Below are 22,565 nucleotides of genomic sequence, written 5' to 3'. Positions count from 1 at the left end.
AACATGTCCCGACTGAACCCGATCGCCGCCGCGCTGCTTGGCCTGGCCGCACTGCCTGCATTGGCCCAGGACCCGCTCAGCTACGCGCGCTACGACCAGGTCCGCACGACCGACCTGCACCTCGACCTGAAGGCCGACTTCGCACGCAAGTCATTGGACGGCTACGCGGAACTAAGCCTGAACTGGATCGACAAGAATGCCCGCACCCTGGTGCTCGATACGCGCCAGCTGAGCATCGCGCGCGTGCAGGTGCTGGATGCAAACAATCGCTGGCAGCCGGCGTCCTATATGCTGGACCGCCCCGATGCGAAGAAGGGCCAGGCCCTGCGCATCAAGCTCTCGTCGCAGCCGGAAAAAGTGCGTATCTATTACCACACCGCGCCAACCGCCAGTGCGCTGCAGTGGATGACGCCGGCGCAGACCTTGTCCGGCAAGCGTCCCTTCATGTTCAGCCAGTCCGAAACCATCGACGCCCGTTCCTGGGCGCCGGTGCAGGATACGCCGGCCGTGCGCTTCACCTACAGCGCGCGCATCGCCGCACCGCAGGGCATGCGCGTGGTGATGAGCGCCGAGAGCGACCAGAATGCCACGGGCGCGGGCGGCTGGCAGTTCCGCATGCCGCAACCGGTTCCGTCCTACCTGCTGGCGATTGCCATCGGCGAGATCGAAGTACGCAACCTCGGCCCGCGCACCGCCGTGTACGCGGAACCGGGCCGCATCGAAGCGGCCGCCTTCGAACTGGCGGACACCGAGAAAATGGTGGCCGCCGCCGAATCCCTGTACGGTCCCTATCGCTGGGGGCGTTACGACATGCTGGTGCTGCCGCCGTCCTTCCCCATCGGCGGCATGGAAAATCCGCGCATGACTTTCCTCACGCCGACCATGATCGCCGGCGACCGCAGCCTGAACGACCTGATCGCCCATGAACTGGCGCATTCCTGGTCCGGCAACCTGGTCACCAACGCATCGTGGAAGCACTGGTGGCTGAACGAAGGCTTCACCACCTATGTGACGACGCGCATCGTGGAAAGCCTGTACGGCAAGGAAGTGGCGGAGATGAACCTGCAGGTCGAGCAGGAGGAAGCACTGGCGTCGCTGAAGGTCATTCCCGTCGCGAAGCAAGCCTTGCTGACGCGCGATCCGGACGTCAATCCTGCCACCTACACCGATGAAGGCCTGGCTTATCCTAAAGGCGCCTGGCTGCTGCACACGCTGGAACAGCGCGTGGGCCGCGAAGCCTTCGATCCCTTCCTGCGCGGCTGGTTCGACCAGCATGCTTTCCAGTCCGCCACTACCGAGCAATTCGTCGCCTACCTGCGCAAGAACCTGCTGGAGAAATTCCCGGATGCGATGAGCGATGCGGAGCTGGACGAGTGGCTGTACGGCAGCGGCATTCCCGCCAGCGCCCAGCACGTGTCCTCGCCGCGCCTGGCCGCGCTGGACGCCAAGCGTGACGCGTGGCTGAGGGGCGAGCTGCCGACCGTGGACCTGGATGCGAAGAACTGGATCGCGCTGGAATGGATGCACTTTCTGAACGACATCGACACCAAGGCCAATGCCGCCCAGCTGAAGGAGCTGGACGAAGTCTATGGCCTGCGCACCAGCCAGAATAATGAAATCGCCTTCCGCTTCTATCTCGCTTCCGTGAATGCGGGCTATAACGTGCGCGATCCGCTGAACACCTTCCTGATGCAGGTGGGACGCAAGAAGTTCGTACTGCCGCTGTACAGCGCAATGCTGAAGAATCCGTCCGAGACGGGATGGGCCAAAAGCCTGTACCTGAAGGCACGGCCACGCTACCACCCCGATACCCAAGCGTCGGTGGATAAGCAGATGAGAAAATAACCGATCCTGGAGAATCCCCGATGTACCTGAAGAAGCCTCTTGCCGCCCTGGTCTGGCTGGCCTGTTCCGCCATGGCGTATCCCGTGCTGGCCGCACCCGAGGGCGCTTTGCCGGCATCGGCCGCCGCGACGCAAGCCTTTGACCTGGACCGCGATGTCAACGCCGCCCTGAAAACCTTTGACGTGCCGGGCATGGCGATCGCCATCGTCAAGGATGGCAAGGTGGTGGCCGCGAAAGGCTTCGGCGTGCGCAAGCTGGGCGATGCGGCGCAGGTGACCGGCAAGACGCTGTTCGAAGTGGCGTCCAACTCCAAGGCTTTTACCGCTGCGGCGCTGGCCATGCTGGTCGATGAAGGCAAGCTGTCCTGGGACGATCCCGTGATCAAGCATCTGCCGAACTTCGCGATGTACGATGCCTACGTGACGCGCGAAATGACGGTGCGCGACCTGCTGACGCACCGCAGTGGACTGGGCCTGGGCGCGGGAGACCTGCTGTGGTGGCCAACCACCACTTTCAGCACCGATGAAATCATCGAGCGCCTGCGTTACGTGAAGCCGGCCACCAGCTTCCGCAACAGCTACGCCTACGATAATCTGCTCTACATCGTGGCGGGCAAGATCATCGCCGAGAAGGCGGGCAAGAGCTGGGGCGAGACGGTGCGCGAACGCATCCTGTCGCCGCTGGGCATGGACACCACCACCACTTCGGTGGACGAGATGCTCAAGTCGGCGGATTATTCCGCGCCGCACAGCAAGATCAACGAAAAGATTTCCGTGGTCAAGCCGATGCCCGTGTCGAATGCCGTAGGCGCGGTGGGCATCAACACCAATGCCGAAGACATCGCCAAGTGGATGATGTTGCTGCTCAACGGCGGCAAGCAGGAAGACGGCAAGCAGCTGATCGGCGCCAGGCAGGTGCGCGAACTGTTCACCGAGCAGACGCCGATGAAGATTTCGGAGCCCAAGCCGGGGCTGGAGAAGACCCGTCCCAACTTCAGTGGCTATGGCCTGGGCTTCAACCTGCGCGACTACAACGGGCGCAAGATCGCCATGCACGGCGGCGCGCTGCAAGGCTTCTACTCGCGCATCCTGCTGGTGCCGGAAGAGAAGCTGGGCGTGGCCATCTTCACCAATGCCGAGAACAGCGGCTCGATGACGGCGCTGGGCTGGCGCATCCTCGACCACTACATGGGCGCGTCGCCGATCGACTGGATCAAGATCATCGCGGCGCGCGAGGCGGAAGATCATGCGGCAGAACTGGCGAAGCAGGGCAAGGCCAATGCCGTACGCGCTGCGAAATCGCGTCCGTCCCTGCCGCTTGCTGCCTATGATGGCGAGTACCGCGACGCCTGGTATGGCAGCGTGACGATCCGCCAGGAAGGCGGCAAGCAGTTGATGTCCTTCTCGCGCACGCCGGACCTGGTCGGCGAGATGGAGCACTTCCAGCACGACACGTTCATCGTTCGCTGGAAGCAGCGCAACTTCAACGCCGACGCCTACATCACCTTCGCCCTGAACCCGGACGGCAGCATCGACCGCATGAAAATGGCCCCCATCTCCTCCGAGACCGACTTCAGCTACGACTTCCAGGACCTGGCCTTCACCCCCGTGAAGAAACCCGTCCCCGTCAAGAACTGACCACCGCAGCGTTCCACGAAATTCGGGGTCAGCTCTGTCATTTGGACAGCTAGCGCTAACGTTTGATGTAGATCAATACGCGGATATAGCCGTTTTGGCGTATTGATCTACCTCAAAGAAAAGCTTTGCGTGTCCGAATGACAGAGCTGACCCCAAATTTCCAGGCGATAATTTTTGAATAAGTAGTGAAAATCTGTGACACTTTTTAATGTGCGGATGCAGCATAATAGCGTTTTGCATACCACGGATTACACTGCATGACCGAATTGTTACTCGCGATTGGCGCCGTTTGCGGCGCGATGGGGTGTTGGCTTGTTTGCCTTCCTTACCTTGATGAGCCATCTGCAGTCGGCTGCGGAGTAGGTAATTCCAGTTCGAAGACGGTCCGTTTGTGGGCCGCGATTTCGGCCAGTCCGCGCCGGAAGGCGGGATAGCTGTTCAAGAGACGGTCAAAGCTGCCGTCGGCCATGGCCAGGCGCAGGCCGCGCTCAATGCGGTCCGCCAGCGCTGGATTATTCCGGTTAACAAAAAAATAAAACGGCACGCGATAGTGCAGGAAGATGGTCGGTTCGACCATCAGCCCTTCGTGCGCGTGTACCTTCTCCTCCGCCCACGCTTCGTGCACGCCGCGCGGCATGTAGTCGAAGCGCTTCGCCAGCAGCATCGGGAACAGAGAGTGATAGGCGACCGACGTTTCCACTACAAGTCCGTTATGGCGCAGCACGTCCACTGAAGGCCAGTTGTAGCCGGCGCCCGCGCGCAGCTTGCGCAGGTCGTCCAGCGTGTGCACCTGCCGGAAGCGCGCCTGGTCATCGCGGCGGATCAGGAACACGCGGTAATCGTTCAAGTCGCGCAGCAGGGGGATGTGGATCGCCAGCAGGTCGCGTTCGCGCTGGGCATTGGTGCCGTCCCACATCACATTGATGGCGCCATTGCGCTTCAGTTCCAGCGAGCGGCGGGGACTGGTCAGATCATAGCCGTAGTAGGAGAGGATAAAAGGACCGTCCCGCGCTTCAGTCTTTTCGAGCGCAAGACGAAGCAGCATGGGGAAGTAGCGCGTGTGTTCTTCGGACCCCGGCGCCGTCATGGGCAGCACGATGCGCAAAGGCTCGGCCGCCCAGGCTTGAATCATGGCCGCCGCCAGCAGCAGGCCGGCGGCGGCGTATCGCCACAACCCAATCAAGGCTTGACGAATTTGAGCGTCATGCGATCGCTCTCGCCAATGGCCGTATATTTGGCGCGGTCCTTGTCCTTGTTGGTATAGGTCGGAGGCAGGGCCCAGACGCCGCCTTCGTGGTTGGCGTCATCTTTCGGGTTTGCATTGACTTCGGATTTGCCGGCCAGCTTGAAGCCCGCGCGTTCGGCCATTTTGATCACATAGGCTTCGTGCACATAGCCGCTATCGGCCTTCGCATCCTGCGGCTGCGAGGCGGGACGGCGGTGCTCTTCGACGCCGAATAAGCCGCCCGGTTTCAGCACGTCGTACACGGCGGCAAACAGGTTCTTCATGTTCTCGTCGCCGGTGCCGATCCAGTTGTGGATGTTGCGGAAGGTGAGCACCATGTCGGCGCTGCCCCTGGGGCCGAAGCTGTACACGGCGTTGCCCGGTTCGAAGGCTGCCAGATGGACCTTGGCGGTGCCTGGGTTCGCATTCAGCTTGTCCTGGAAGCGCGAAGCGGAAGCGCGCACGCGTTCATCTTTCGATTCCGGCGAAGAGCCCGCGGCAATCAGCTTGCCGTGCTCCTTCAGATAGGGGCCAAGGATCTCGGTGTACCAGCCGCCGCCCGGCGACAATTCGATCACCGTCATATTCGGCTTGATGCCGAAGAAGGTCAGCGTCTCGTATGGGTGGCGGTAGACATCGCGCGGCGTGTTGGCCGGCGAGCGCGCCGGGCTGGCGATGGCCGCCTTCAACGCGTCGTCCGCCACGGCGGTGCCGGATACTACGGTGGATACTGCCATCAAGCCTGCGAGGATCAGTCGTTTCATACGGAGTCTCCTGGTGGGTTAGTGCCGCAGATGATGGTGCAAGCGCGGGCGCCGGTCAAGTGTCCGCGCGGACGCCGGCCGGACACTTTCCGGACACATTCGACCAGCGTTCTCCCTTGCGGCAGTGCCGCATCGATCGATTACACAGTGGCATAAAAATTGCGTACGATCTTGCCCTTGCAAGCCTGTCCGAACCTATAAAAAACCTGGAGAGACTATGGATCGTCGTGCATTCCTCAATATGAGCGGTGGCGCTATGGCCGCCGTGATGATGCCTTTTGGCCGCGCCATCGCGGCCGACGAGCTGCTCAAGCCCGTCGACACGAAGTTCAAGAAAATGCTGGCCGATACCGCGCTGACCGCGGCCACCCAAGCCGGCGCCAGCTACTGCGATGTGCGCATCGGCCGCTACCTGAATCAATTCATCACCACCCGCGACCTGAATATCGAGAACGTGACCAACACGGAATCGGCCGGTGTGGGCGTGCGCGTGATCGCCAACGGCGCATACGGCTTTGCGGCGACCAGCAGCATGTCGCCGGATGATGTCGCCGCAGCGGCCCGCCAGGCTGTGGCCATCGCCAAGGCCAACGCCAAACTGCAGCTGGAACCGGTGCGCCTGGCGCCGACGCCGGGTGTGGGTGAAGTGTCCTGGGCCACGCCGATCAAGAAGGACTGGCGCGTTGTTCCGATCAAGGAGAAGGCCGACCTGCTGATCGCCGCCAACAAGGCCGGCATGGATGCGGGCGCGTCCTTCATGCAATCGCTGCTGTTCCAGGTGAACCAGCAGAAGTACTTCGCTTCCACCGACGGCTCTTATATCGACCAGGACCTGCACCGCCTGTGGGTGCCGTTCCAGGCAACCGCCGTGGACAAGGCCACCGGCAAGTTCCGCAGCCGCAGCGACCTGGGTACGCCGGTCGGCATGGGCTACGAATACCTGGACGGCCGCAAGGAAGACAAGATCAAGGCCGCCGGTGGCGTCGCCACCCTGTACCGCGGGTCCTATGACCTGATCGAAGATGCGCGCGCCGCGGGCCGCCAGGCGAAGGAAAAGCTGGTCGCCAAATCGGTCGAGCCGGGCAAGTATGACCTGGTGCTGTCGCCGGAGCATATGTGGCTGACCATCCACGAATCCGTAGGCCACCCGACGGAACTGGACCGTGTGCTGGGCTACGAGGCGAACTTCGCCGGCACTTCCTTCGCCACGCTGGACAAGCAGCAGTCGAAGAAATTCAAGTACGGCTCGGAGCTGGTGAACATCGAGGCCGACAAGGTCACGCAAGGCTCTCTGGGCGCTGTCGGTTTCGACGATGAAGGCGTGCAGTGCAAGCGCTGGGACATCATCAAGGACGGCATCCTCGTCAATTACCAGGCCACGCGCGACCAGGCGGCGATGATCGGCGAGACCGCGTCCCACGGCTGCTCGTATGCGGATTCCTGGTCCAATGTGCAGTTCCAGCGCATGCCGAACGTCTCCCTCAAGTCGGGCAAGAAGCAGGTCACGCCGGACGAACTGGTGAAGGATGTCAAGAAGGGCATCTACATCGTGGGCGCCGGTTCGTTCTCGATCGACCAGCAGCGTTACAACTTCCAGTTCGGCGGCCAGCTGTTCTACGAAATCAAGGACGGCAAGATCGGCCAGATGCTGGAGGACGTGGCTTACCAGTCCAACACGCAGGAGTTCTGGAATGCCTGTACGGCGATGTGCGACGCGCGCGACTGGCGCATGGGCGGCTCCTTCTTCGACGGCAAGGGCCAGCCGATGCAGGTGAGCGCCGTGTCCCGACGGTTCCTCGACCTCGCGCTTCAACGGCATCAACGTGATCAACACTGCACGCAAGATCGGCTGAGGGGATAATCGATGAAGATTCTGAATCAGGAAGAGACCAAACGCATCACGGACAAGGTGCTGTCCCTGTCGAAAGCCGATGAATGCTCCGTGACCATCAATGGCGCCCGCACCGGCAATATCCGCTACGCGCGCAATGCGGTGTCCACCGCGGGCCTGGTGGAAAACACCCAGCTGCAGGTACAGGTCGCCTTCGGCAAGAAGCAGGGCACGGCCATCGTCAATGAGTTCGACGACAAGTCGCTGGAAAAGGCCGTGCGCCGCGCCGAGGAACTGGCCCGCCTGGCGCCGGAAAATCCGGAGTTCATGCCGACGCCGGACAAGCAGGAATTCAAGGCATCGAACACCTTCAGCAAGAGCACGGACGCGATCGATCCCGAGTACCGCGCCCAGGTTGCGGCCTACAGCATCGAAGCCTGCCGCAAGAGCAAGCTGGTCGCCGCGGGCTTCTTCACCGACCAGTCGTCATTCGAGACGATTGCGAACTCGCGTGGCGTGTTCGGCCACCAGGCGCAGACGGGCGTGGACTTCACCTGCACCGTGCGTACGGAAGATGGCCGCGGTTCGGGCTGGGTGCGCCGCGATGCGAACGACGTGAGCAAGTTCGATCCGCGCGCAGCGGCTGAAGTGGCGATGGAAAAGGCCATGCGCTCGATGGACGCGAAGGCGCTTGAGCCGGGCCGTTATACGGTGATCCTGGAGCCGGCTGCTACATCCGACCTGCTGGCCTATATGTTCAACAGCTTCGACGCGCGTAACGCGGACGAGGGCCGCAGCTTCCTCGCGAAGAAGGGCGGCGGCAACCGCCTGGGTGAGAAGCTGTTCGATGAGCAGGTCAATGTGTGGGCGGATCCGTGGGATAAGGACATTCCCGTGCTGCCTTGGGATAACGGCACGATGCTGGCGCGCGAGCGCATGGACATCATCAAGGGCGGCAAGATCGCGTCCCTGAACTATTCGCCTTACTGGGCGAAGAAGCAGGGCGCACGCGCGGTTGGCGCGCCGGGCAATATCGTGATGGCCGGCGGCAGCAAGTCCACCCAGGAACTGATCGCCAGCACCAAGAAGGGCGTGCTCGTGACCCGTACCTGGTATATCCGCATGGTCGATCCGCAGACCGTGCTGCTCACGGGCCTGACCCGCGACGGAACTTTCTATATCGAGAACGGCAAGATCAAGCATCCGATCAAGAACTTCCGCTTCAATGAGAGTCCGGTGACGATGCTGAATAATATCGAGGAGCTGGGCCGGCCCGAGGTGCTGGCCGGCGACGAGAGCCAGTTCCAGCTGCTGATTCCGGCCATGAAGGTGAGGGACTTTAACTTTACCTCTCTGTCTGACGCCGTCTAAGCGCACGCACGGCGGATCAAAACGATCCGCCCTACGCTGTCCGGCTGCCATGGATTAGCCACTGGTGCGTAGGGCGGATCATTGATCCGCCGTGCCCGCAGGCCGCGAACGTAAAAAGCAATCTGGAGCAAACTTGGAACGCAGAACATTCCTGAAAGTCAGCGCTGCCGCAGGCGGCGTGTTAATGGTACCGGTCTTCGGCAACGCAATCGCAGCCGAAGAGCTGCTCAACCCTCTCGCCCGCCAGTTCAAGAAGCAGCTGGCCGACGCCGCCCTGAACGCAGCCACAAAAGCCGGCGCCACCTACTGCGACGTGCGCATCGGCCGCTACCTGAACCAGTTCATCACCACGCGCGACACGCGCGTCGAAAACATCGTCAACACCGAATCCTCCGGCGTCGGCGTGCGCGTGATCGCCAACGGCGCCTACGGCTTCGCCGCCACCAACGTAATGACCCTTGATTCCGTGGCCGACGCCGCCCGCCAGGCCGTCGCCATCGCCAAAGCCAATGCAAGGCTGCAAACGGAGCCTGTGCAACTGGCGCCGGTAAAAGGCGTAGGCGAAGTCGCATGGAGCACGCCATACAAAAAGGACTGGCGCGCCGTGCCCGTGAAGGACAAGGCCGAGATGCTGCTCGCCGCCAACAAGGCCGGCATGGAAGCGGGCGCCTCCTTCATGCAATCGATGCTGTTCCAGGTGAACCAGCAGAAGTACTTCGCGTCCACCGACGGTTCCTATATCGACCAGGACTTCCACCGCCTGTGGTCCCCGCTCACCGCGACCGCCGTGGACAAGACCACCGGCAAGTTCCGCACGCGCGATGGCCTGTCCTCGCCGGCGGGCATGGGCTATGAATTCTTCGACGTGAAGCCCGAGCACAAGGTGCGCGCCGCGGGCGGCGTCACCACACTGTACAACGGCGGCTACGACATTATCGAGGATGCGCGCGCCGCCGGCCGCCAGGCCCGCGAGAAGCTCACCACAAAATCGGTCGATCCGGGCAAATATGACCTGGTGCTGTCGCCCGAACACCTGTTCCTGACCATCCACGAATCCGTCGGCCATGCCACGGAACTGGACCGCGTTCTGGGCTACGAAGCCAATTACGCCGGCACGTCCTTCGCCACGCTGGACAAGTGGGAAGGCAGGAACTTCAAGTACGGCTCCGATATCGTCAACTTCGTCGCCGACAAGACCAGCGCCGGTTCCCCTGGGCGCCGTCGGCTTTGACGACGAGGGCGTGGCAGGCAAGCGCTGGGACATCATCAAGGACGGTGTTTTGGTCAACTACCAGGCCACGCGCGACCAGGCCCACATTATCGGCGAAAAAGAGTCGCACGGCTGTTCCTACGCCGATTCCTGGAGCAGCGTGCAGTTCCAGCGTATGCCCAACGTGTCGCTTGCCGCGGGCAAGAAGCCGCTCACGCCGGACGAACTAGTGAAGGATGTGAAGAAGGGCATCTACATCATGGGCCGTGGCTCCTATTCCATCGACCAGCAGCGCTACAACTTCCAGTTCGGCGGCCAGCTGTTCTACGAAATCAAGGACGGCAAGATCGGCCAGATGCTGAACGACGTCGCCTACCAGGCCAACACCCAGGAATTCTGGAATGCCTGCACCGCCATGTGCGATGAACGCGACTGGCGCATGGGCGGCTCCTTCTTCGACGGCAAGGGCCAGCCTTCGCAGGTCAGCGCCGTGTCGCACGGCTCGTCCACCACGCGCTTCAACGGCGTGAACGTGATCAACACTGCTCGCAAGATCGACTGAGGATATCCATGAAACTTCTGAACCAGGAAGAAGCGAAACGTATTACCGACAAGGTGATGTCCCTGTCAAAGGCGGACGAATGCCGCGTCGTGCTGAGCGGCAGCCGCAAGGGCAATGTGCGCTATGCGCGCAACAGCGTATCGACTGCAGGGCTGAATGAGGACACGCAGCTGCTGGTGACGGTGGCTTTTGGCAAGCGCCAGGGCGCGGCCACCATCAACCAGTTCGACGACAAGTCGCTGGAATCGGCCGTGCGCCGGGCGGAAGAAGTGGCGCGCCTGGCGCCCGATAATCCTGAGTTCGTGCCGGCCATCGGCAAGCAGGATTTCAAGGCCACCGCGACCTACAGCCCGTCGGCTGAAGCCTTCAGCCCGGAATACCGTGCGGACGTGGCTTTTGCCAGCATTGACGCGGCGCGCAAGAAGGGCCTCGTGGCTGCAGGCTTCTTCAACGACAGCGTCGGTTTCGAGTGCATCGCCAATTCCAATGGCGTATTTGGTTTCCAGCAGACCGCAGGCCTGAACTTCACCGTGACCACGCGTACTGAAGACGGCCGCGGCTCCGGCTGGGTGAGCCGCTCGGCCTATGATCCGAAGCAGTTCGATGCGCGTGAAGCGTCCGAAATCGCGATCGACAAGGCACTGCGCTCGGTGGACGCCAAGGCGCTGGAGCCGGGCCGCTACACGGTCGTGATGGAGCCGGCTGCCACGTCCGATCTGCTGAACTTCATGTTCAGCTCCTTCAATGCGCGCAATGCGGATGAAGGGCGCAGCTTCCTGTCCAAGAAGGGCGGCGCCAACCGCCTGGGCGACAAGCTGTTCGATGAGCAGGTGAACATCTGGACCGACCCGTGGGACCCGCGCGCGCCTGTGCTGCCGTGGGATCAGACTTCCATGATGGCGCGCGGCCGCCGCGATCTGGTGAAGAATGGCGTGGTCGCTTCGCTGGACTATGACCGCTACTGGGCGCAGAAGCAGGGCAAGCAGGCCGTGGCCGGCGCCGGCAATGTGATCATGGGCGGTGGCAGCAAATCGACCGAGGAGCTGATTGCGGGCACGAAGAAGGGCATTCTGGTTACGCGCACCTGGTATATCCGGATGGTCGATCCGCAGGCGGTGTCTTTAACCGGCTTGACCCGGGACGGCACGTTCTATATCGAGAACGGCAAGATCAAGCATCCGATCAAGAACTTCCGCTTCAACGACAGCCCGGTGACGATGCTGAATAATATCGAGGAGCTGGGCCGGCCGGTCCTGATCGGCGATACCGATTCGCGCAAGCTGCTGGTGCCGGCGATGAAGGTCAGGGACTTTAACTTTACGTCGTTGTCCGATGCCGTCTAAGCGCATGCACGGCGGATCAATGATCCGCCCTACACCGTGCGGGCGTTCAAAATTTGCCGCCAAACTCGCGGCGCCGGTGTTCGAAATTGGATGTGTAACCGCAATGCGTAGGGCGGATCATTGATCCGCCGTGCGTGAATGGACGCGAACGAAAATGCCCGCCTACGACTTCTACTTCACCCGCCTGACCTACGAATCGGGCGACTGGGATGTGGACATCCGCATGCCGAGCAACGTGCTCAATTCCCTGGTCGAATACACGACCCTGAAGGTTGATCCCGTTGAACGCATCGTGGCGCTGTCCGACCCGAAGATGCTGGAAGCGCCGTTCTGCTATATGGCCGGCCACAAGCTGGTGCAGTTCACGCCGGCCGAGCGCAGGAACTTCGAGCGCTACGTGAAGGGCGGCGGCTTCGTCTTCGTGGACGACTGCAACCACGATATCGACGGCCTGTTTGCGAAATCGTTCGAGGCGGAGCTGGCCCGTATCTTCGGGCCGAAAGCGCTGCACAAGATCCCTAACAACCATCCGCTGTATTCGGCCTTCTTCAAGTTCGACGGGCCGCCGAATACGGCCGTGGAGCTGAATGGCTGGGGCGACGATCTGGTGCACGACTACCTGAAGGCCATCGAATTGGGCGGCCGTATCAGGGTTTTATACAGCAACAAGGATTATGGCTGCGAGTGGGACTACGACTTCCGCAACAAGCGCTGGCTGGCGGTGGACAACACGCGCTTCGCCGTCAACATCATTCAATATGCTTTGGGAGCATGACCGTGGCTGAAAGCGGCTGGAGCGAAAACGAGATCGGCGTATTGCACGCCAGGGTAAAGGACCTGAAAGCCAGCATGGGCAAGGTCATTATCGGCCAGGAGTCCGTGATCGATTCCCTGATCATCTGCCTGCTGGCCGGCGGCCATGCGCTGGTGGAGGGTGTGCCGGGGCTGGGCAAGACGCTGCTGGTGAAGTCGCTGGCGCAGGCGACGGACATGCAGTTCCGCCGCGTGCAGTTCACGCCGGACCTGATGCCGTCCGATATCGTCGGCACCGAGATCCTGGAAGAGGAACACGCCACCGGCAAACGCGAATTCCGCTTCCAGCAGGGCCCCGTGTTCACGCAGGTGCTGCTGGCGGACGAGATCAACCGCGCGCCGCCGAAGACCCAGTCCGCGCTGCTGGAAGCCATGCAGGAACGCGCCGTGACCTTCGCCGGCCAGACGCACAAGCTGCCCAGGCCTTTCTTCGTGCTGGCCACGCAGAACCCGATCGAACAGGCAGGCACCTATCCTTTGCCGGAAGCGCAGCTGGACCGTTTCCTGCTGCATATCGATGTCGGCTATCCGACCGAAGACGAGGAAATGGCCATGGTCTCCGCCACCACGCACGCCGGGCTGGCCGATGCCCACCCGGCGATGGACGTGGTTACGCTGCTGCGCCTGCAGACCCTGGTGCGCGATATCGAGATCGGCGAACATCTGCTGCGCTGGGCAACCCGCCTTGTGCGCGCCACGCGCCCGCGCGAATCGACAGTGGAGGCCGTGCGCAAGCATGTCGGCTGGGGCGCCGGTCCGCGCGCCGGGCAGGCGCTGGTGCTGGCGTCCAAGGCGCGCGCGCTGATGCAGGGCCGCCTGGCTGTCACGCGCGAGGACATCGCGCACATGCTGCTGCCCGTGCTGGCGCACCGCGTGCTGCGCAACTTCGAGGCCGAAGCGGATGGCATTGCGATTGCGGACATCCTGACCGCGCTGCGCGAAGCGGTCCGTCCCGAATAAGCTGGCCGCAGAAGAACCATGCTGGAAACTCCTGCGCTCGTTGCGCATGCCGCCGATCTTGAGCTGGTGATCCGCCACGTGCTGGCGGGTCTCGGCCATGGCATCCACGCGGGCCGCGAGCGCGGTGCTGGCGTCGAATTCTCGGAATACCGTGCCTACGCACCGGGCGACGAATGGCGCCGTGTGGACTGGAAGCTGCTGGCCCGTGCGGACCGCTACTATGTGCGCGAGGCGGAGCGAGACAGCCATGTCGCCGTCTGGCTCTGGCTGGACGCCACTGCCTCGATGGCCGAGCGAAGCCGCCGCGTGCAGGGGCTGGACAAGTTCTGGTTCGCGCGCACGGCGCTGGCTTGCATGGCGGCGATCGCGCAGCGGCAGGGCGATGCGTTCGGGCTGGTGGTCTGCAGCGACGGCCGGGTCGACTTTACACCCGCCTCGCGCGGTCCGCGACAGCTGCAGCGCGTGCTGGCGGCCTTGCAGCGCGCGCGTCCCGTCGGCGTGTTGCCGGATGCCGACACCCTGCGCGCCAACCTGCATTTCGCGCGCTCGCAAAGCATGGTCTTCGCCGCGACCGATGCCCTGGACTGGCCGTCGCCGCTCAGCGAGGCGCTGATCCGCCTGCGCCACATGCGCCATGATGTGCGCCTGCTGGCCCTGCGCACGGAGGCCGAGGCCAACGCCCAACTCGCGTCCGGACACGCCTATCGCGATCCTGAAGCGCCGTCCGGCCTGCACAGCTTTGACCGTGATTCGCGCGATGCCTACCGCGCTGCGCTGGACGAGCACTTCTCCGCTGTTCGCACTGCAACGCGCCGGCACGACATCCCCTTGTGCGTGGCGCAGGTCGAGCAGCCGCTGGGCGAGGTCTTGCGCGCCTGGCTGAGGAATCCACGATGACGAGCATGCTGCCTATGTGGTGGTTCGCGCTGCCGGTATTGCTGCTGCCGCTGTGGTGGCATCTGCAGAAGCGCGAGCGCACGCGCACCGAGCCCCTTGCCACCGCGCGCTTCCTGCCCGCGGCCGCGCCGCGCCAGCAGCGCGTTCCTCGTCTGATTGATTTGCTGCTGCTTTTCGCCCGCCTGCTGCTCCTCGTTGCGCTCATCGCGTGGCTGGCGGTGCTGACCATGCCGTTGAAGCGCGACACGGTTTTCATCGATCCTGCGCTGGCATCCGACGCCTGGGCCGTCCAGCAGATCCGCGCTGCCGGCATGGACGCCGCCACGCGCGAGCCGCTGCCGGCCGACGTGTGGAACTGGCTCGCCCGCAACGAGCACGCCTGGCACCCGTCCGCGCGCTTCCTCATCGTCGCCCGCAAGCTGCCCATGCCCGCGCTCCCGCCGCGCCTCGCCCACACGGTCACCCTGCGCACCCCCGCGCCGCACACGCCCGCACCCGCCGCCGTGTCCGCGCCGGCGGAGCGTCACGTAGTGATCGCCACCTCGCCGGAGCGGCTCGCGCGCTGGAAGGCGCTGTTCGCCGCCTTCAGCACTGCCGGCGATAACGCCTACCGCTACGTCCTCACCGACCAGCCCACGCCTGAAACAGAGCTGATCGTCTGGGACCGCCCGGACGCCCAACCGCCCACGTCCTGGCAATCCCCCCTCTGGTGGCGTACCACCGCAGCCGGCGCAGCACCTGAGCGCCGCGGCCACATCTGGTCCGCCTCGCAATGGCCGCTGCAGGATGCTGCCGCCGCGCGCACGCTGTACGAACAGTGGCAACGTCAAAGCTGTCCACCTGGCGCCTACCCGATGCCAGCCATTCAGACCATGCCAGCCCAGCGCAAAACGCCACTGCCTGCGACGCTGGCCGCATCGCCCGAGTGGCTTGCCGCAGCCATGCTCGCACTGTTCGCAATAGAGAGGATCCTCGCCCATGTCCGCCGCAGCCGCTGACCAGCTTCAGGCCATCCAGCGCCGCCTGATGCAGGCGCTGGCGCGGCGGCGCGTTCTCAGCTGGCTGCTGCCGATGCTGCCACCCATCGTGCTTGCCGCGACCGCGCGTGACCTCATCTCACCGCTGGCATGCGCCGCCCAGGTTGCCGCCGCCGCGCTATGGGCCGCCATCGATTGCGCGCTGTGGCGCAGGCGCGTCAACGCCGGCCTGCTGCGCTGGCTCGACCACGACATTCCCGAGCTGGAGGACAGCAGCGCACTGCTGCGCGTCGAACCGGCCAGCGGCGTCGCCGCCCTGCAGCGCGCCCGCCTGCTGGCCCGCATCGACCAGGTGCTGGACGCGGCCCGTATCCAGTCCATCGTGCGCGCCCGCGTCCGGACCACCTTCATTCCGGCTGCGCTGGCGGCAGTCGCAGCGGCTTCTACCTGGGCCTACGCCGCCGCCCACAGTCCGCGGCTCGTGCAAGCATTAGCCAGCGGGCCATCAACCAAAGCCGCCATCGCCGCCGCCGGCATCAGCCTGCATGCCGAGCCGCCTGCATACACCGGCGCCAAGCCAAGCGAAGGCGCTCCGCGCGACCTGCAGCTGCCGCAGCACAGCAAGATCCGCTGGTGTGCCCATGGCGGCGACGTCACCGTCGAACTGAGTGACGGACAGGCTTTCAATATCGAAAACGGGCAATGCGCCGAGTGGCGTGCCGACGATACGGTGTTCTGGCGCAGCCGCAAAACGCCGGCCCAGCGCTACAACATCCGCGTGATCGCCGACCAGGCGCCGCAAGTCGCCATCGCCGTTCCCAATGAGTCAGTCACGGTGATGAAGCCGGATGCGCAAGGCGCCCAGATCAATGTAACGGTCAGTGACGATTACGCGATCACAAAAGCCACGCTGCACATGACCCTCGCGCGCGGCAGCGGCGAGAACATCCGCTTCAGCGACAAGGAAGCGCCGCTGCCCGCGTCCAGCGATCCGCGCAAGCGCAGCTGGAACAAGCAGTGGATGCTGAAGGAACTGGGCATGGAACCCGGCGACGAGCTGTATTTCTTCGTGCGCGCCAGCGACAACGCACCGGAGCCGCATACCACGCAATCGCCGACCTACACGCTGCGTCTCCCGGGCCAGCAGGGCGAGTCGGTCGAGTCCACTGCGCTGCCATCGATGGTCAAGCCCGAGAGCTTGCGCAGCCAGCGCCAGATCATCCTGGACACGGAACAGCTGCTGGCCGACCAGCCACGCCTCGCACCGCCCGAGCTACGTGCGCGCAGCGAGAAGATCGCCGGCGACCAGGCCAAGCTGCGCCTGCGCTACGGCCAGTTCCTGGGCGAGGAATCGTCGCTGTTCGGCGGTGGCGACGAGCATGGCGATGGCGATGGCCACGATCACAGCGCCGGCTCGCCGCCGCCGGGCGGTTTTGGTACCGGCAATATCGCGGCGCAGTACGGCCACGCCCACGACCAGGAAGACAACGCCACCATTTTCGATCCGCAAGCCAAGGCCATCCTGCGCCGCGCGCTGGCCGCCATGTGGGACGCCGAGAAGCAACTGCGCGCCATCACGCCCAAGCCTGCGCTGCCACACGAGTACAAGGCGCTGGAAGCGATCAAGGAATTGCAGCAGGCCGAACGCGTCTACCTGCACCGCACAGCCTTCGTGCCGCCCGCGCTGAAGGAAGAGAAGCGCATGAGCGGCGAGTTGACGGGGGCGCAGAGCTACAAGCGTCCGCAGGCCGAGGCCAGCGACCTGGTGCCGGCCGATGTGCGCACGCTGGTGCAGGCCCTCGACGGCGACGGCGCCTTGCCGGCCTTGTGGAGCAAGACCGCGCGCGAAGCGATTGCGCGGCTGAAGGATGACGAACAGCGCCTCGCTGCCCAGGGCGCCGTGCAGGACGTGGCCGATGGCTGTGTGCCATGCCGCGCGCCGCTGCGTGCCTGGCTGCGTGCGACGCTGTCCAATCCTGCGGTTGTGCTGCAGGCACGCCCACAGGCGCAAACGCGGTTCGAACAGGTCTTGCAAGGGAAGGGGGCGCCGTGACGCTGGATATCAACCTGCTTTGCGGCGGCGCTTTGCTGGCCGGGGCGGCGAGCGCCGGGCTGTATGCGCGCAGGAAACGCTGGGCTGATGCCGCGCTCGCCGGCGTGGCCGGCGTGGCGCTGGCTGCCGTGTTGGCCGCACCTGTCGCGCCGCCTGCGGAGTCGCGCGTGGTGTCGCTTGCTACGGAGCGCAGCGCCACCGCGGTGCCGGACGACTCACTCGCCGCGGCGCTTGCGGCTGTCCCTGCCGCCTCGGCCATTGAGCTGCAGGGCCATGGCTTGCGCGAAGCACAGTGGCGCGACTTACCGTCTCGCCCCCTCACGTGGAAGCCCCCGGCCGGCGCGCTGATGCGGCTGGACTTCCCCCGTACGGTCTCCCTGGGCCGAAACTTCACACTGACCGTGCAGCGCGAGCAGCCGCAGCCCGGCTGGCGCCTGCAACTGCTGGCTGAAAATGGGCAGGTGCTGGCCGATGCCAACGCCGCCGGCGCGGCGGAAGCACTGTCCGTGCAATGGCAACCGCCGCTGGCCGAGAACCTCGTGCTGCAGGCACGCGTTCTCGATAGCGCCGGCAAAGCGCTGGCGCAGGGGCCTGTTCCTTTGCGCGTGCAGGAGGCGGTGCCGCTGCAGGTGCAAGGCCGCTTTGGCGCGCCATCGTTCGATGCGCGCGTGCTGAACCAGCTGCTGACGGATGGCGGCGCCCTGCTTGACTGGCAGACCACGCTGGGTAAGTCGCTGACCCGCAGCGAGCAGTCGCGCGCGGCGCAGACGCAGCAAAGTGTGCTGGTGGCCGATGCGGCGTGGATGGAGAAGGGCGGCATCCGCGGCGCGCTGGCGCAGGCCGCGCAGGGCGTGCCGGTGCTGGTCCTTGGCGGGAATGCCGAAGACGCGGCCTTGTGGGAGCGCGAGCTGGGGCTGAAGTTGTCGCAGCAGTCGGCGACCACCGAGCTTGAAGACACGCGCCATCCCGCGCTGCCCGGTACTTCATTGGCCTTGGCGCCCGCGCCGTGGAATCCGTCTGCCGGCAACTGGCAGGTACTGGCGAAGGACAAGGATGGCAAGCCCTGGCTGTGGCAGCGTGACTGGCAGAAAGGACGCGTGATCTGGCTGGGCGTGCGCGACTGGCACCGCTATGCGATTACCGAGCCGGCGGCGCTCGGTCATTGGTGGCAGCAGGTGATGGATCTGGCGGCGTTGGGCAGTCCGCAGAAGGTGCGCTGGCTCGACGCTGATCCGATGCCGCTGGCGGGCCTGCGCACCGAAACCTGTGCGCAAGGTCCTGCCTCGGGCGCCGCAGTCGCCATTGACGGCGTCCCGCCCGCAGCCTGGCAATCCCGCACCGACCGCGCCGACGCCGTCTGCGCCGCGTTCTGGCCCGCGCGCGCCGGTTGGACCACGATCCGCAGCGGCGACGCCGCCACCCGGATCTACGTCTACGCCGCCTCCGACTGGCCCGCCTGGCAGCAAGCCCTCCGCCACGACGCCACCCAGGCCTACGCCGCCCGCGCGGTCCCCTCGGCACCCGCCGCCGCGCCCGCGTCCGCGCCTGCACCGTCGCACACGTGGCCGCGCTGGCCGCGCTGGCCGCCGGGCGTCCTCTTTGCCGCTGCGCTGCTCACGCTCTGGTGGCGCGAGCGGCGCTAGCGCTCCGCCCAGGCGAGCACGTGGTCCGGAGCCGGTTCCGGGCAGTGTGCGTCCGCAACGGGCGATAGCCGGGAAGCGCGCAAGGGCAGCACGCCCGCCCAGGCAGCTACGGACAAATCCTCCTCCTCATCCTTGGGCGGTCCTGAACGCGACTTGCACGCCGCCTCGGCAAGGGAAATGCGCATCACCGTCGTGGCGGCATATTCGATGATTGAACGCCGCCCGCGCCAGCACCAGCCCATCGAGGTGCGTGATGGTCACGCAGGCATCCTGCTCGCACAGGCGCTTGAGCATGCGCGAGCCGTTCGAACCGTGGATGTACAGGTCATCGCCCTCGCGCCAGCAGGCCGTAGGGATGCAGTGCGCGCCATGCGCATCGGCAAAGGCGATATGGCAGATATAGGCCTCGTCAACGATCGCATGAACCAGTGCGCGGTCGTAGGAAGCGGCCAGCGGAATGCGCCGCACCTGTGTGCGAGCGCTGGGAGCAGTGGAAAGTGTGTTCATGGGCGCACTATAATTGCCAAGCTGGCACCAGAAACAGGTCCAGCGATGCGCGATTTGATGGAGCCACAAGATGGACTACGCCCTGCTGCTTTCCTGCTTCAACGAAGAACACGGACACAATGCCTGGCCGCGCCAGCGCCTGCTGCACGAATGCCTGCGCGCCGCCATCCGCGACGGCAAGCTGGCCGCAGGCACGCGGCTGGTGGCCACGCGGGCGCTGGCGTCCGAGCTGGGCGTGGCCCGCAACACCGTGCTGTACGCGTATGAACAGCTGGCCAGCGAAGGTTTCGTGACCACGGACCGCCGCGGCACCATCGTCGCGGCGGCGGCAGCAAAGACGGAGCGCCAGCCCGCGCCGATTCCGCAGGCGGGCCTGTCGCAGCGCGCCCGCAACCTGCGCCGCACCACCATCTCGGCCAGCATCGGCCTACCATTCGTTCCCGGTGTGCCGGACCTGGCCAGCTTCCCGATCGCGCTGTGGCGCCGCCTGCTGGACCGCGCCTGGCGCAGCATGCCCAGCGCAAAGCTGAATTACGGTGACCCCAGCGGCGAGGCCGTCCTGCGCGAAGCCGTCGCCGATTACCTGCGCGCCTCGCGCGGCGTGGTCTGCGAGGCCGCGCAAGTCTTCATCACGGACGGAAGCCAGAGCAGCCTTGATCTGTGCGCCCGCGCCTGCGCCGACAGCGGCGACACCATCTGGATGGGAAACCCCGGCTACGGCGGCGCCATGGCTGCCTTCCGCGCGGCCGGCCTGCGCATCGAGGGCATCCCGGTGGACGAAGACGGCATCGCGCCTTCCACCGCGGACTGGCTGGAGCGCCCGCCCAAACTGATCTACACCACGCCCTCGCACCAGTACCCGACAGGCACCGTGCTTTCGCTGCAGCGGCGCATGGCGCTGATCGACGGCGCGCGCGCCTGCGGCGCCCTGATCATCGAGGACGATTACGACAGCGAATTCCGCCACGATGGGCCGCCGCTGTCGGCCATGCAGGGCCTGCGTCCGGATGCGCCGGTGCTCTACGCCGGCACCTTCAGCAAGACCATGTTCCCCGGCCTGCGCATGGGCTATCTGGTTGTGCCGCCCGAACTGGCGCAGCCGCTGTCGGTGATGCTGGCCCAGGCCGCGTCACGCGGACGCCCTGCGGAACAGCTGGCGCTGGCGGAATTCCTGCGCAGCGGCCAGTTCGCCCTGCACCTGCGCCGCATGCGCCGCATCTATCGCCAGCGCCGCGACACGCTGGTGCAGCTGCTGGAGAAGCATCTGGGGAATATCGCCGAAGTGCACGGCGCTTCCACCGGCATGCATCTGTCGCTGCGTCTCCGCGACCCGGCGTTGTCGGATGTCGCCATCAGCGAGCGTGCACGGGATGAAGGTATTATCGTCAATGCGCTCAGCGTACAGACGGTGCAGGGTGAATCGCCCTGGCAGGGCCTGATGCTGGGCTATGCGCAGGTACCGCCGGCGCAAATGGAGGGCCTGGTGAAGCGGCTCGCGGCGGTCGTGCATCTGTTCGCGTATACGGCCCGCAGGCAAAACGAAAGATAGCCGGCAGATTTTTTTCGCTTTCTTCAACCAGTTGAACATCGAGCTTTAAACATACTTCTAGAATGTTTGAAGCTTAATGAATCAGCAAGGAACAACAGCGAAATGAGCCAGCACTTCCTGCGGCAACGCCAGCACTACAAAGCGGACATGATGACGCGCTACGGCATCAGCGAGAAGATCTACGACGACGCCAGTATTACGCTCGCGCCGATGGCGATCCCGTTCAGCATACGGCGCGGCGAATTGCTGCAGCGTCCAGGCCAGGGGGCGCGCGAAGTATTCTGGCTCACGGGCGGTGTGGCGCGCGTCGGCTATGTCAGCGAAATGGGCAACGAGATCACCATGCGCTTCGCGACTGAAGGGCAGGGCGCCAACGCCTATGAGGATTACCTGGAATTCAGGGAGCACCAGCTGGTGGAGAGCTTCATCGTCGCCGAGACGGCCTTGAACGGTTTCCGCTTTGACTGGCAGGCTGTATGCCGCGTGCGCCGCGACAATCATGTGCTGCTGGCGTATCACACGGGATTGCTGGAGCATGCACTGGGCAGCCAGGCGCGCCGCTTCGTCACGCACAGCGCATCCGACGCCGAGGAGCGCCTGTCCATCTTCCGCCAGGATTACCCGGGACTGGAACGCCGCATTTCGCAGAAGGTGCTGGCGTCCTACCTGCAGATTACGCCGGCCTATCTGTCGCAGCTCATTCGCCGCGAGAGTGAGCGCGCCGCAGCAGCGTAGACATATACTGCGGTGTGATGCCGAGGAAGGAGGCCAGCGCCTTTTGCGAAATGCGCTCCTCCAGTCCGGGATGCAGTTCCCTGAATGCCAGCAGGCGGTCCGCTGCCGCCGTGATGCTGCGCATATAGGTGCTGCGCGAATAGTGCCGCAGCGAGTACTCGGCCACTTTCAGGTAATACTCGCGCATGAACTCATGCTCGTCGCGCAGGCGCATCAGCGTGGCCCATTCGAAGCGCGCCGCAGTGACTGGCGATTCCGCGACGACGAATTCCATCGCGGGCTTGCCTTCCTGGCCTGCCAGCAGGTCGTGGTGCGAGCCCACCGGTTCGCCCTCGATGGCGAAGCCCATCGTCATGTCCCCGCCATCGCGCGTGAACATGCCGCGCCGCGTCACGCCCCCGCTCAGCCAGAACGCCGCCACCGCCGGATGCGCACAGCACTGCAGGAATTCCCCCTTGCGGAAGCGCACATGCTGCACGTACGGCGCCACGGTGCGATTAAACTGGTCATACAGTTCGTCGCTGACGCCGAGACGCGTGGTCACGGCATTGCGGAAGCGTTCGCGCTGATGGAGGAATAGTTTGGGCATGGTATTTATATTAAAACCATTTTGCCAACTGGCAAAAAACTGGCTTCGCAATAT

15 protein-coding genes and 3 pseudogenes are annotated in these 22,565 nt (G+C 64.5%); 14 read left to right on the top strand and 4 right to left on the bottom strand.

Going from position 1 to position 22,565, the window contains the following annotated elements:
• The first annotated feature begins 3 nt into the window (after window positions 1-3).
• Entirely contained in the window at window positions 4-1,845 is a 1,842-nt protein-coding gene (locus tag ACHMW6_RS32540) for a M1 family metallopeptidase (RefSeq protein ID WP_395403358.1), read from the top strand.
• A gap of 20 nt (window positions 1,846-1,865) precedes the next feature.
• Window positions 1,866-3,482, top strand: a complete 1,617-nt coding sequence (locus ACHMW6_RS32535; RefSeq protein ID WP_395403356.1) for a serine hydrolase — start codon at window positions 1,866-1,868, stop codon at window positions 3,480-3,482.
• Window positions 3,483-3,807: 325 nt separating this feature from the next.
• On the opposite strand, the gene ACHMW6_RS32530 is transcribed toward ACHMW6_RS32535, so the two are convergent.
• Window positions 3,808-4,656, bottom strand: coding sequence for a hypothetical protein (locus ACHMW6_RS32530; RefSeq protein ID WP_395403354.1), 849 nt, complete (start codon window positions 4,654-4,656; stop codon window positions 3,808-3,810).
• Between the two features lie 5 nt (window positions 4,657-4,661).
• On the bottom strand, window positions 4,662-5,471 hold the full coding sequence (locus ACHMW6_RS32525) for a class I SAM-dependent methyltransferase (RefSeq protein WP_395403352.1): 810 nt from the start codon (window positions 5,469-5,471) through the stop codon (window positions 4,662-4,664).
• Window positions 5,472-5,688: 217 nt separating this feature from the next.
• Here ACHMW6_RS32525 and ACHMW6_RS32520 point away from each other — a divergent pair.
• The 10 genes and pseudogenes from ACHMW6_RS32520 to ACHMW6_RS32475 all read left to right on the top strand — a co-directional run bounded on the left by ACHMW6_RS32520 (window position 5,689) and on the right by ACHMW6_RS32475 (window position 19,131).
• Window positions 5,689-7,324 (top strand): annotated as a pseudogene (locus ACHMW6_RS32520) (TldD/PmbA family protein).
• An 11-nt stretch (window positions 7,325-7,335) separates the two neighbouring features.
• Window positions 7,336-8,673 carry a TldD/PmbA family protein gene (locus tag ACHMW6_RS32515; RefSeq protein ID WP_395403350.1) on the top strand — a complete coding sequence of 446 codons (1,338 nt, stop codon included), beginning with the start codon at window positions 7,336-7,338 and terminating at the stop codon, window positions 8,671-8,673.
• A 133-nt stretch (window positions 8,674-8,806) separates the two neighbouring features.
• Window positions 8,807-10,445: pseudogene (locus ACHMW6_RS32510) on the top strand (TldD/PmbA family protein).
• 8 nt (window positions 10,446-10,453) lie between these two features.
• Window positions 10,454-11,788: a TldD/PmbA family protein gene (locus ACHMW6_RS32505; protein ID WP_395403348.1), complete on the top strand. Its 1,335-nt coding sequence runs from the start codon at window positions 10,454-10,456 to the stop codon at window positions 11,786-11,788.
• A 154-nt stretch (window positions 11,789-11,942) separates the two neighbouring features.
• On the top strand, window positions 11,943-12,563 hold the full coding sequence (locus ACHMW6_RS32500) for a DUF4159 domain-containing protein (protein ID WP_395403346.1): 621 nt from the start codon (window positions 11,943-11,945) through the stop codon (window positions 12,561-12,563).
• On the top strand, window positions 12,560-13,561 hold the full coding sequence (locus ACHMW6_RS32495; RefSeq protein ID WP_395403344.1) for an AAA family ATPase: 1,002 nt from the start codon (window positions 12,560-12,562) through the stop codon (window positions 13,559-13,561). Before ACHMW6_RS32500 ends, ACHMW6_RS32495 begins: the two co-directional genes overlap by 4 nt.
• A gap of 18 nt (window positions 13,562-13,579) precedes the next feature.
• On the top strand, window positions 13,580-14,458 hold the full coding sequence (locus ACHMW6_RS32490) for a DUF58 domain-containing protein (protein WP_395403342.1): 879 nt from the start codon (window positions 13,580-13,582) through the stop codon (window positions 14,456-14,458).
• Window positions 14,455-15,456, top strand: coding sequence for a BatA domain-containing protein (locus ACHMW6_RS32485; RefSeq protein ID WP_395403340.1), 1,002 nt, complete (start codon window positions 14,455-14,457; stop codon window positions 15,454-15,456). The genes ACHMW6_RS32490 and ACHMW6_RS32485 overlap by 4 nt, the downstream gene beginning before the upstream one ends.
• The gene (locus tag ACHMW6_RS32480) at window positions 15,437-17,488 is read left to right on the top strand and encodes a DUF4175 family protein (protein ID WP_395403338.1); all 2,052 of its coding nucleotides are present in this window, start codon (window positions 15,437-15,439) and stop codon (window positions 17,486-17,488) included. The genes ACHMW6_RS32485 and ACHMW6_RS32480 overlap by 20 nt, the downstream gene beginning before the upstream one ends.
• The gene (locus ACHMW6_RS32475) at window positions 17,485-19,131 is read left to right on the top strand and encodes a hypothetical protein (protein WP_395403336.1); all 1,647 of its coding nucleotides are present in this window, start codon (window positions 17,485-17,487) and stop codon (window positions 19,129-19,131) included. The genes ACHMW6_RS32480 and ACHMW6_RS32475 overlap by 4 nt, the downstream gene beginning before the upstream one ends.
• On the opposite strand, the pseudogene ACHMW6_RS32470 reads toward ACHMW6_RS32475, so the two are convergent.
• Window positions 19,128-19,638 (bottom strand): annotated as a pseudogene (locus ACHMW6_RS32470) (pyridoxamine 5'-phosphate oxidase family protein). The gene ACHMW6_RS32475 and the pseudogene ACHMW6_RS32470 overlap by 4 nt on opposite strands.
• A 70-nt stretch (window positions 19,639-19,708) precedes the next feature.
• On the opposite strand from ACHMW6_RS32470, the gene ACHMW6_RS32465 reads away from it, so the two are divergent.
• Together ACHMW6_RS32465 and ACHMW6_RS32460 are read left to right on the top strand one after the other, a co-directional pair.
• Window positions 19,709-21,187, top strand: coding sequence for a PLP-dependent aminotransferase family protein (locus tag ACHMW6_RS32465; RefSeq protein ID WP_395403334.1), 1,479 nt, complete (start codon window positions 19,709-19,711; stop codon window positions 21,185-21,187).
• 102 nt (window positions 21,188-21,289) lie between these two features.
• A complete protein-coding gene (locus ACHMW6_RS32460) occupies window positions 21,290-21,922 on the top strand; it encodes a Crp/Fnr family transcriptional regulator (RefSeq protein WP_395403332.1) in 633 nt (210 codons plus the stop codon).
• Here the strand turns inward: ACHMW6_RS32460 and ACHMW6_RS32455 are convergent.
• Entirely contained in the window at window positions 21,885-22,511 is a 627-nt protein-coding gene (locus ACHMW6_RS32455; RefSeq protein ID WP_395403330.1) for a Crp/Fnr family transcriptional regulator, read from the bottom strand. The genes ACHMW6_RS32460 and ACHMW6_RS32455 overlap by 38 nt on opposite strands.
• Window positions 22,512-22,565 lie beyond the last annotated feature (54 nt).

The organism is Pseudoduganella sp. UC29_106 (assembly GCF_044055365.1).
Classification (GTDB): domain Bacteria; phylum Pseudomonadota; class Gammaproteobacteria; order Burkholderiales; family Burkholderiaceae_D; genus Rugamonas.
Note: the sequence above shows the minus strand (reverse complement) of the source record. Positions and strands in the feature narration are given on the sequence as shown.

What these genes read in the sequence shown, in the direction of transcription:
- ACHMW6_RS32540 (WP_395403358.1), top strand. Translation starts at nt 4, where the DNA reads ATGTCCCGACTGAACCCGATCGCCGCCGCGCTGCTTGGCCTGGCCGCA.
- ACHMW6_RS32535 (WP_395403356.1), top strand. Translation starts at nt 1,866, where the DNA reads ATGTACCTGAAGAAGCCTCTTGCCGCCCTGGTCTGGCTGGCCTGTTCC.
- ACHMW6_RS32525 (WP_395403352.1), bottom strand. Translation starts at nt 5,471, where the DNA reads ATGAAACGACTGATCCTCGCAGGCTTGATGGCAGTATCCACCGTAGTA.
- ACHMW6_RS32515 (WP_395403350.1), top strand. Translation starts at nt 7,336, where the DNA reads ATGAAGATTCTGAATCAGGAAGAGACCAAACGCATCACGGACAAGGTG.
- ACHMW6_RS32505 (WP_395403348.1), top strand. Translation starts at nt 10,454, where the DNA reads ATGAAACTTCTGAACCAGGAAGAAGCGAAACGTATTACCGACAAGGTG.
- ACHMW6_RS32500 (WP_395403346.1), top strand. Translation starts at nt 11,943, where the DNA reads ATGCCCGCCTACGACTTCTACTTCACCCGCCTGACCTACGAATCGGGC.
- ACHMW6_RS32495 (WP_395403344.1), top strand. Translation starts at nt 12,560, where the DNA reads ATGACCGTGGCTGAAAGCGGCTGGAGCGAAAACGAGATCGGCGTATTG.
- ACHMW6_RS32490 (WP_395403342.1), top strand. Translation starts at nt 13,580, where the DNA reads ATGCTGGAAACTCCTGCGCTCGTTGCGCATGCCGCCGATCTTGAGCTG.
- ACHMW6_RS32485 (WP_395403340.1), top strand. Translation starts at nt 14,455, where the DNA reads ATGACGAGCATGCTGCCTATGTGGTGGTTCGCGCTGCCGGTATTGCTG.
- ACHMW6_RS32480 (WP_395403338.1), top strand. Translation starts at nt 15,437, where the DNA reads ATGTCCGCCGCAGCCGCTGACCAGCTTCAGGCCATCCAGCGCCGCCTG.
- ACHMW6_RS32465 (WP_395403334.1), top strand. Translation starts at nt 19,709, where the DNA reads ATGGACTACGCCCTGCTGCTTTCCTGCTTCAACGAAGAACACGGACAC.
- ACHMW6_RS32460 (WP_395403332.1), top strand. Translation starts at nt 21,290, where the DNA reads ATGAGCCAGCACTTCCTGCGGCAACGCCAGCACTACAAAGCGGACATG.
- ACHMW6_RS32455 (WP_395403330.1), bottom strand. Translation starts at nt 22,511, where the DNA reads ATGCCCAAACTATTCCTCCATCAGCGCGAACGCTTCCGCAATGCCGTG.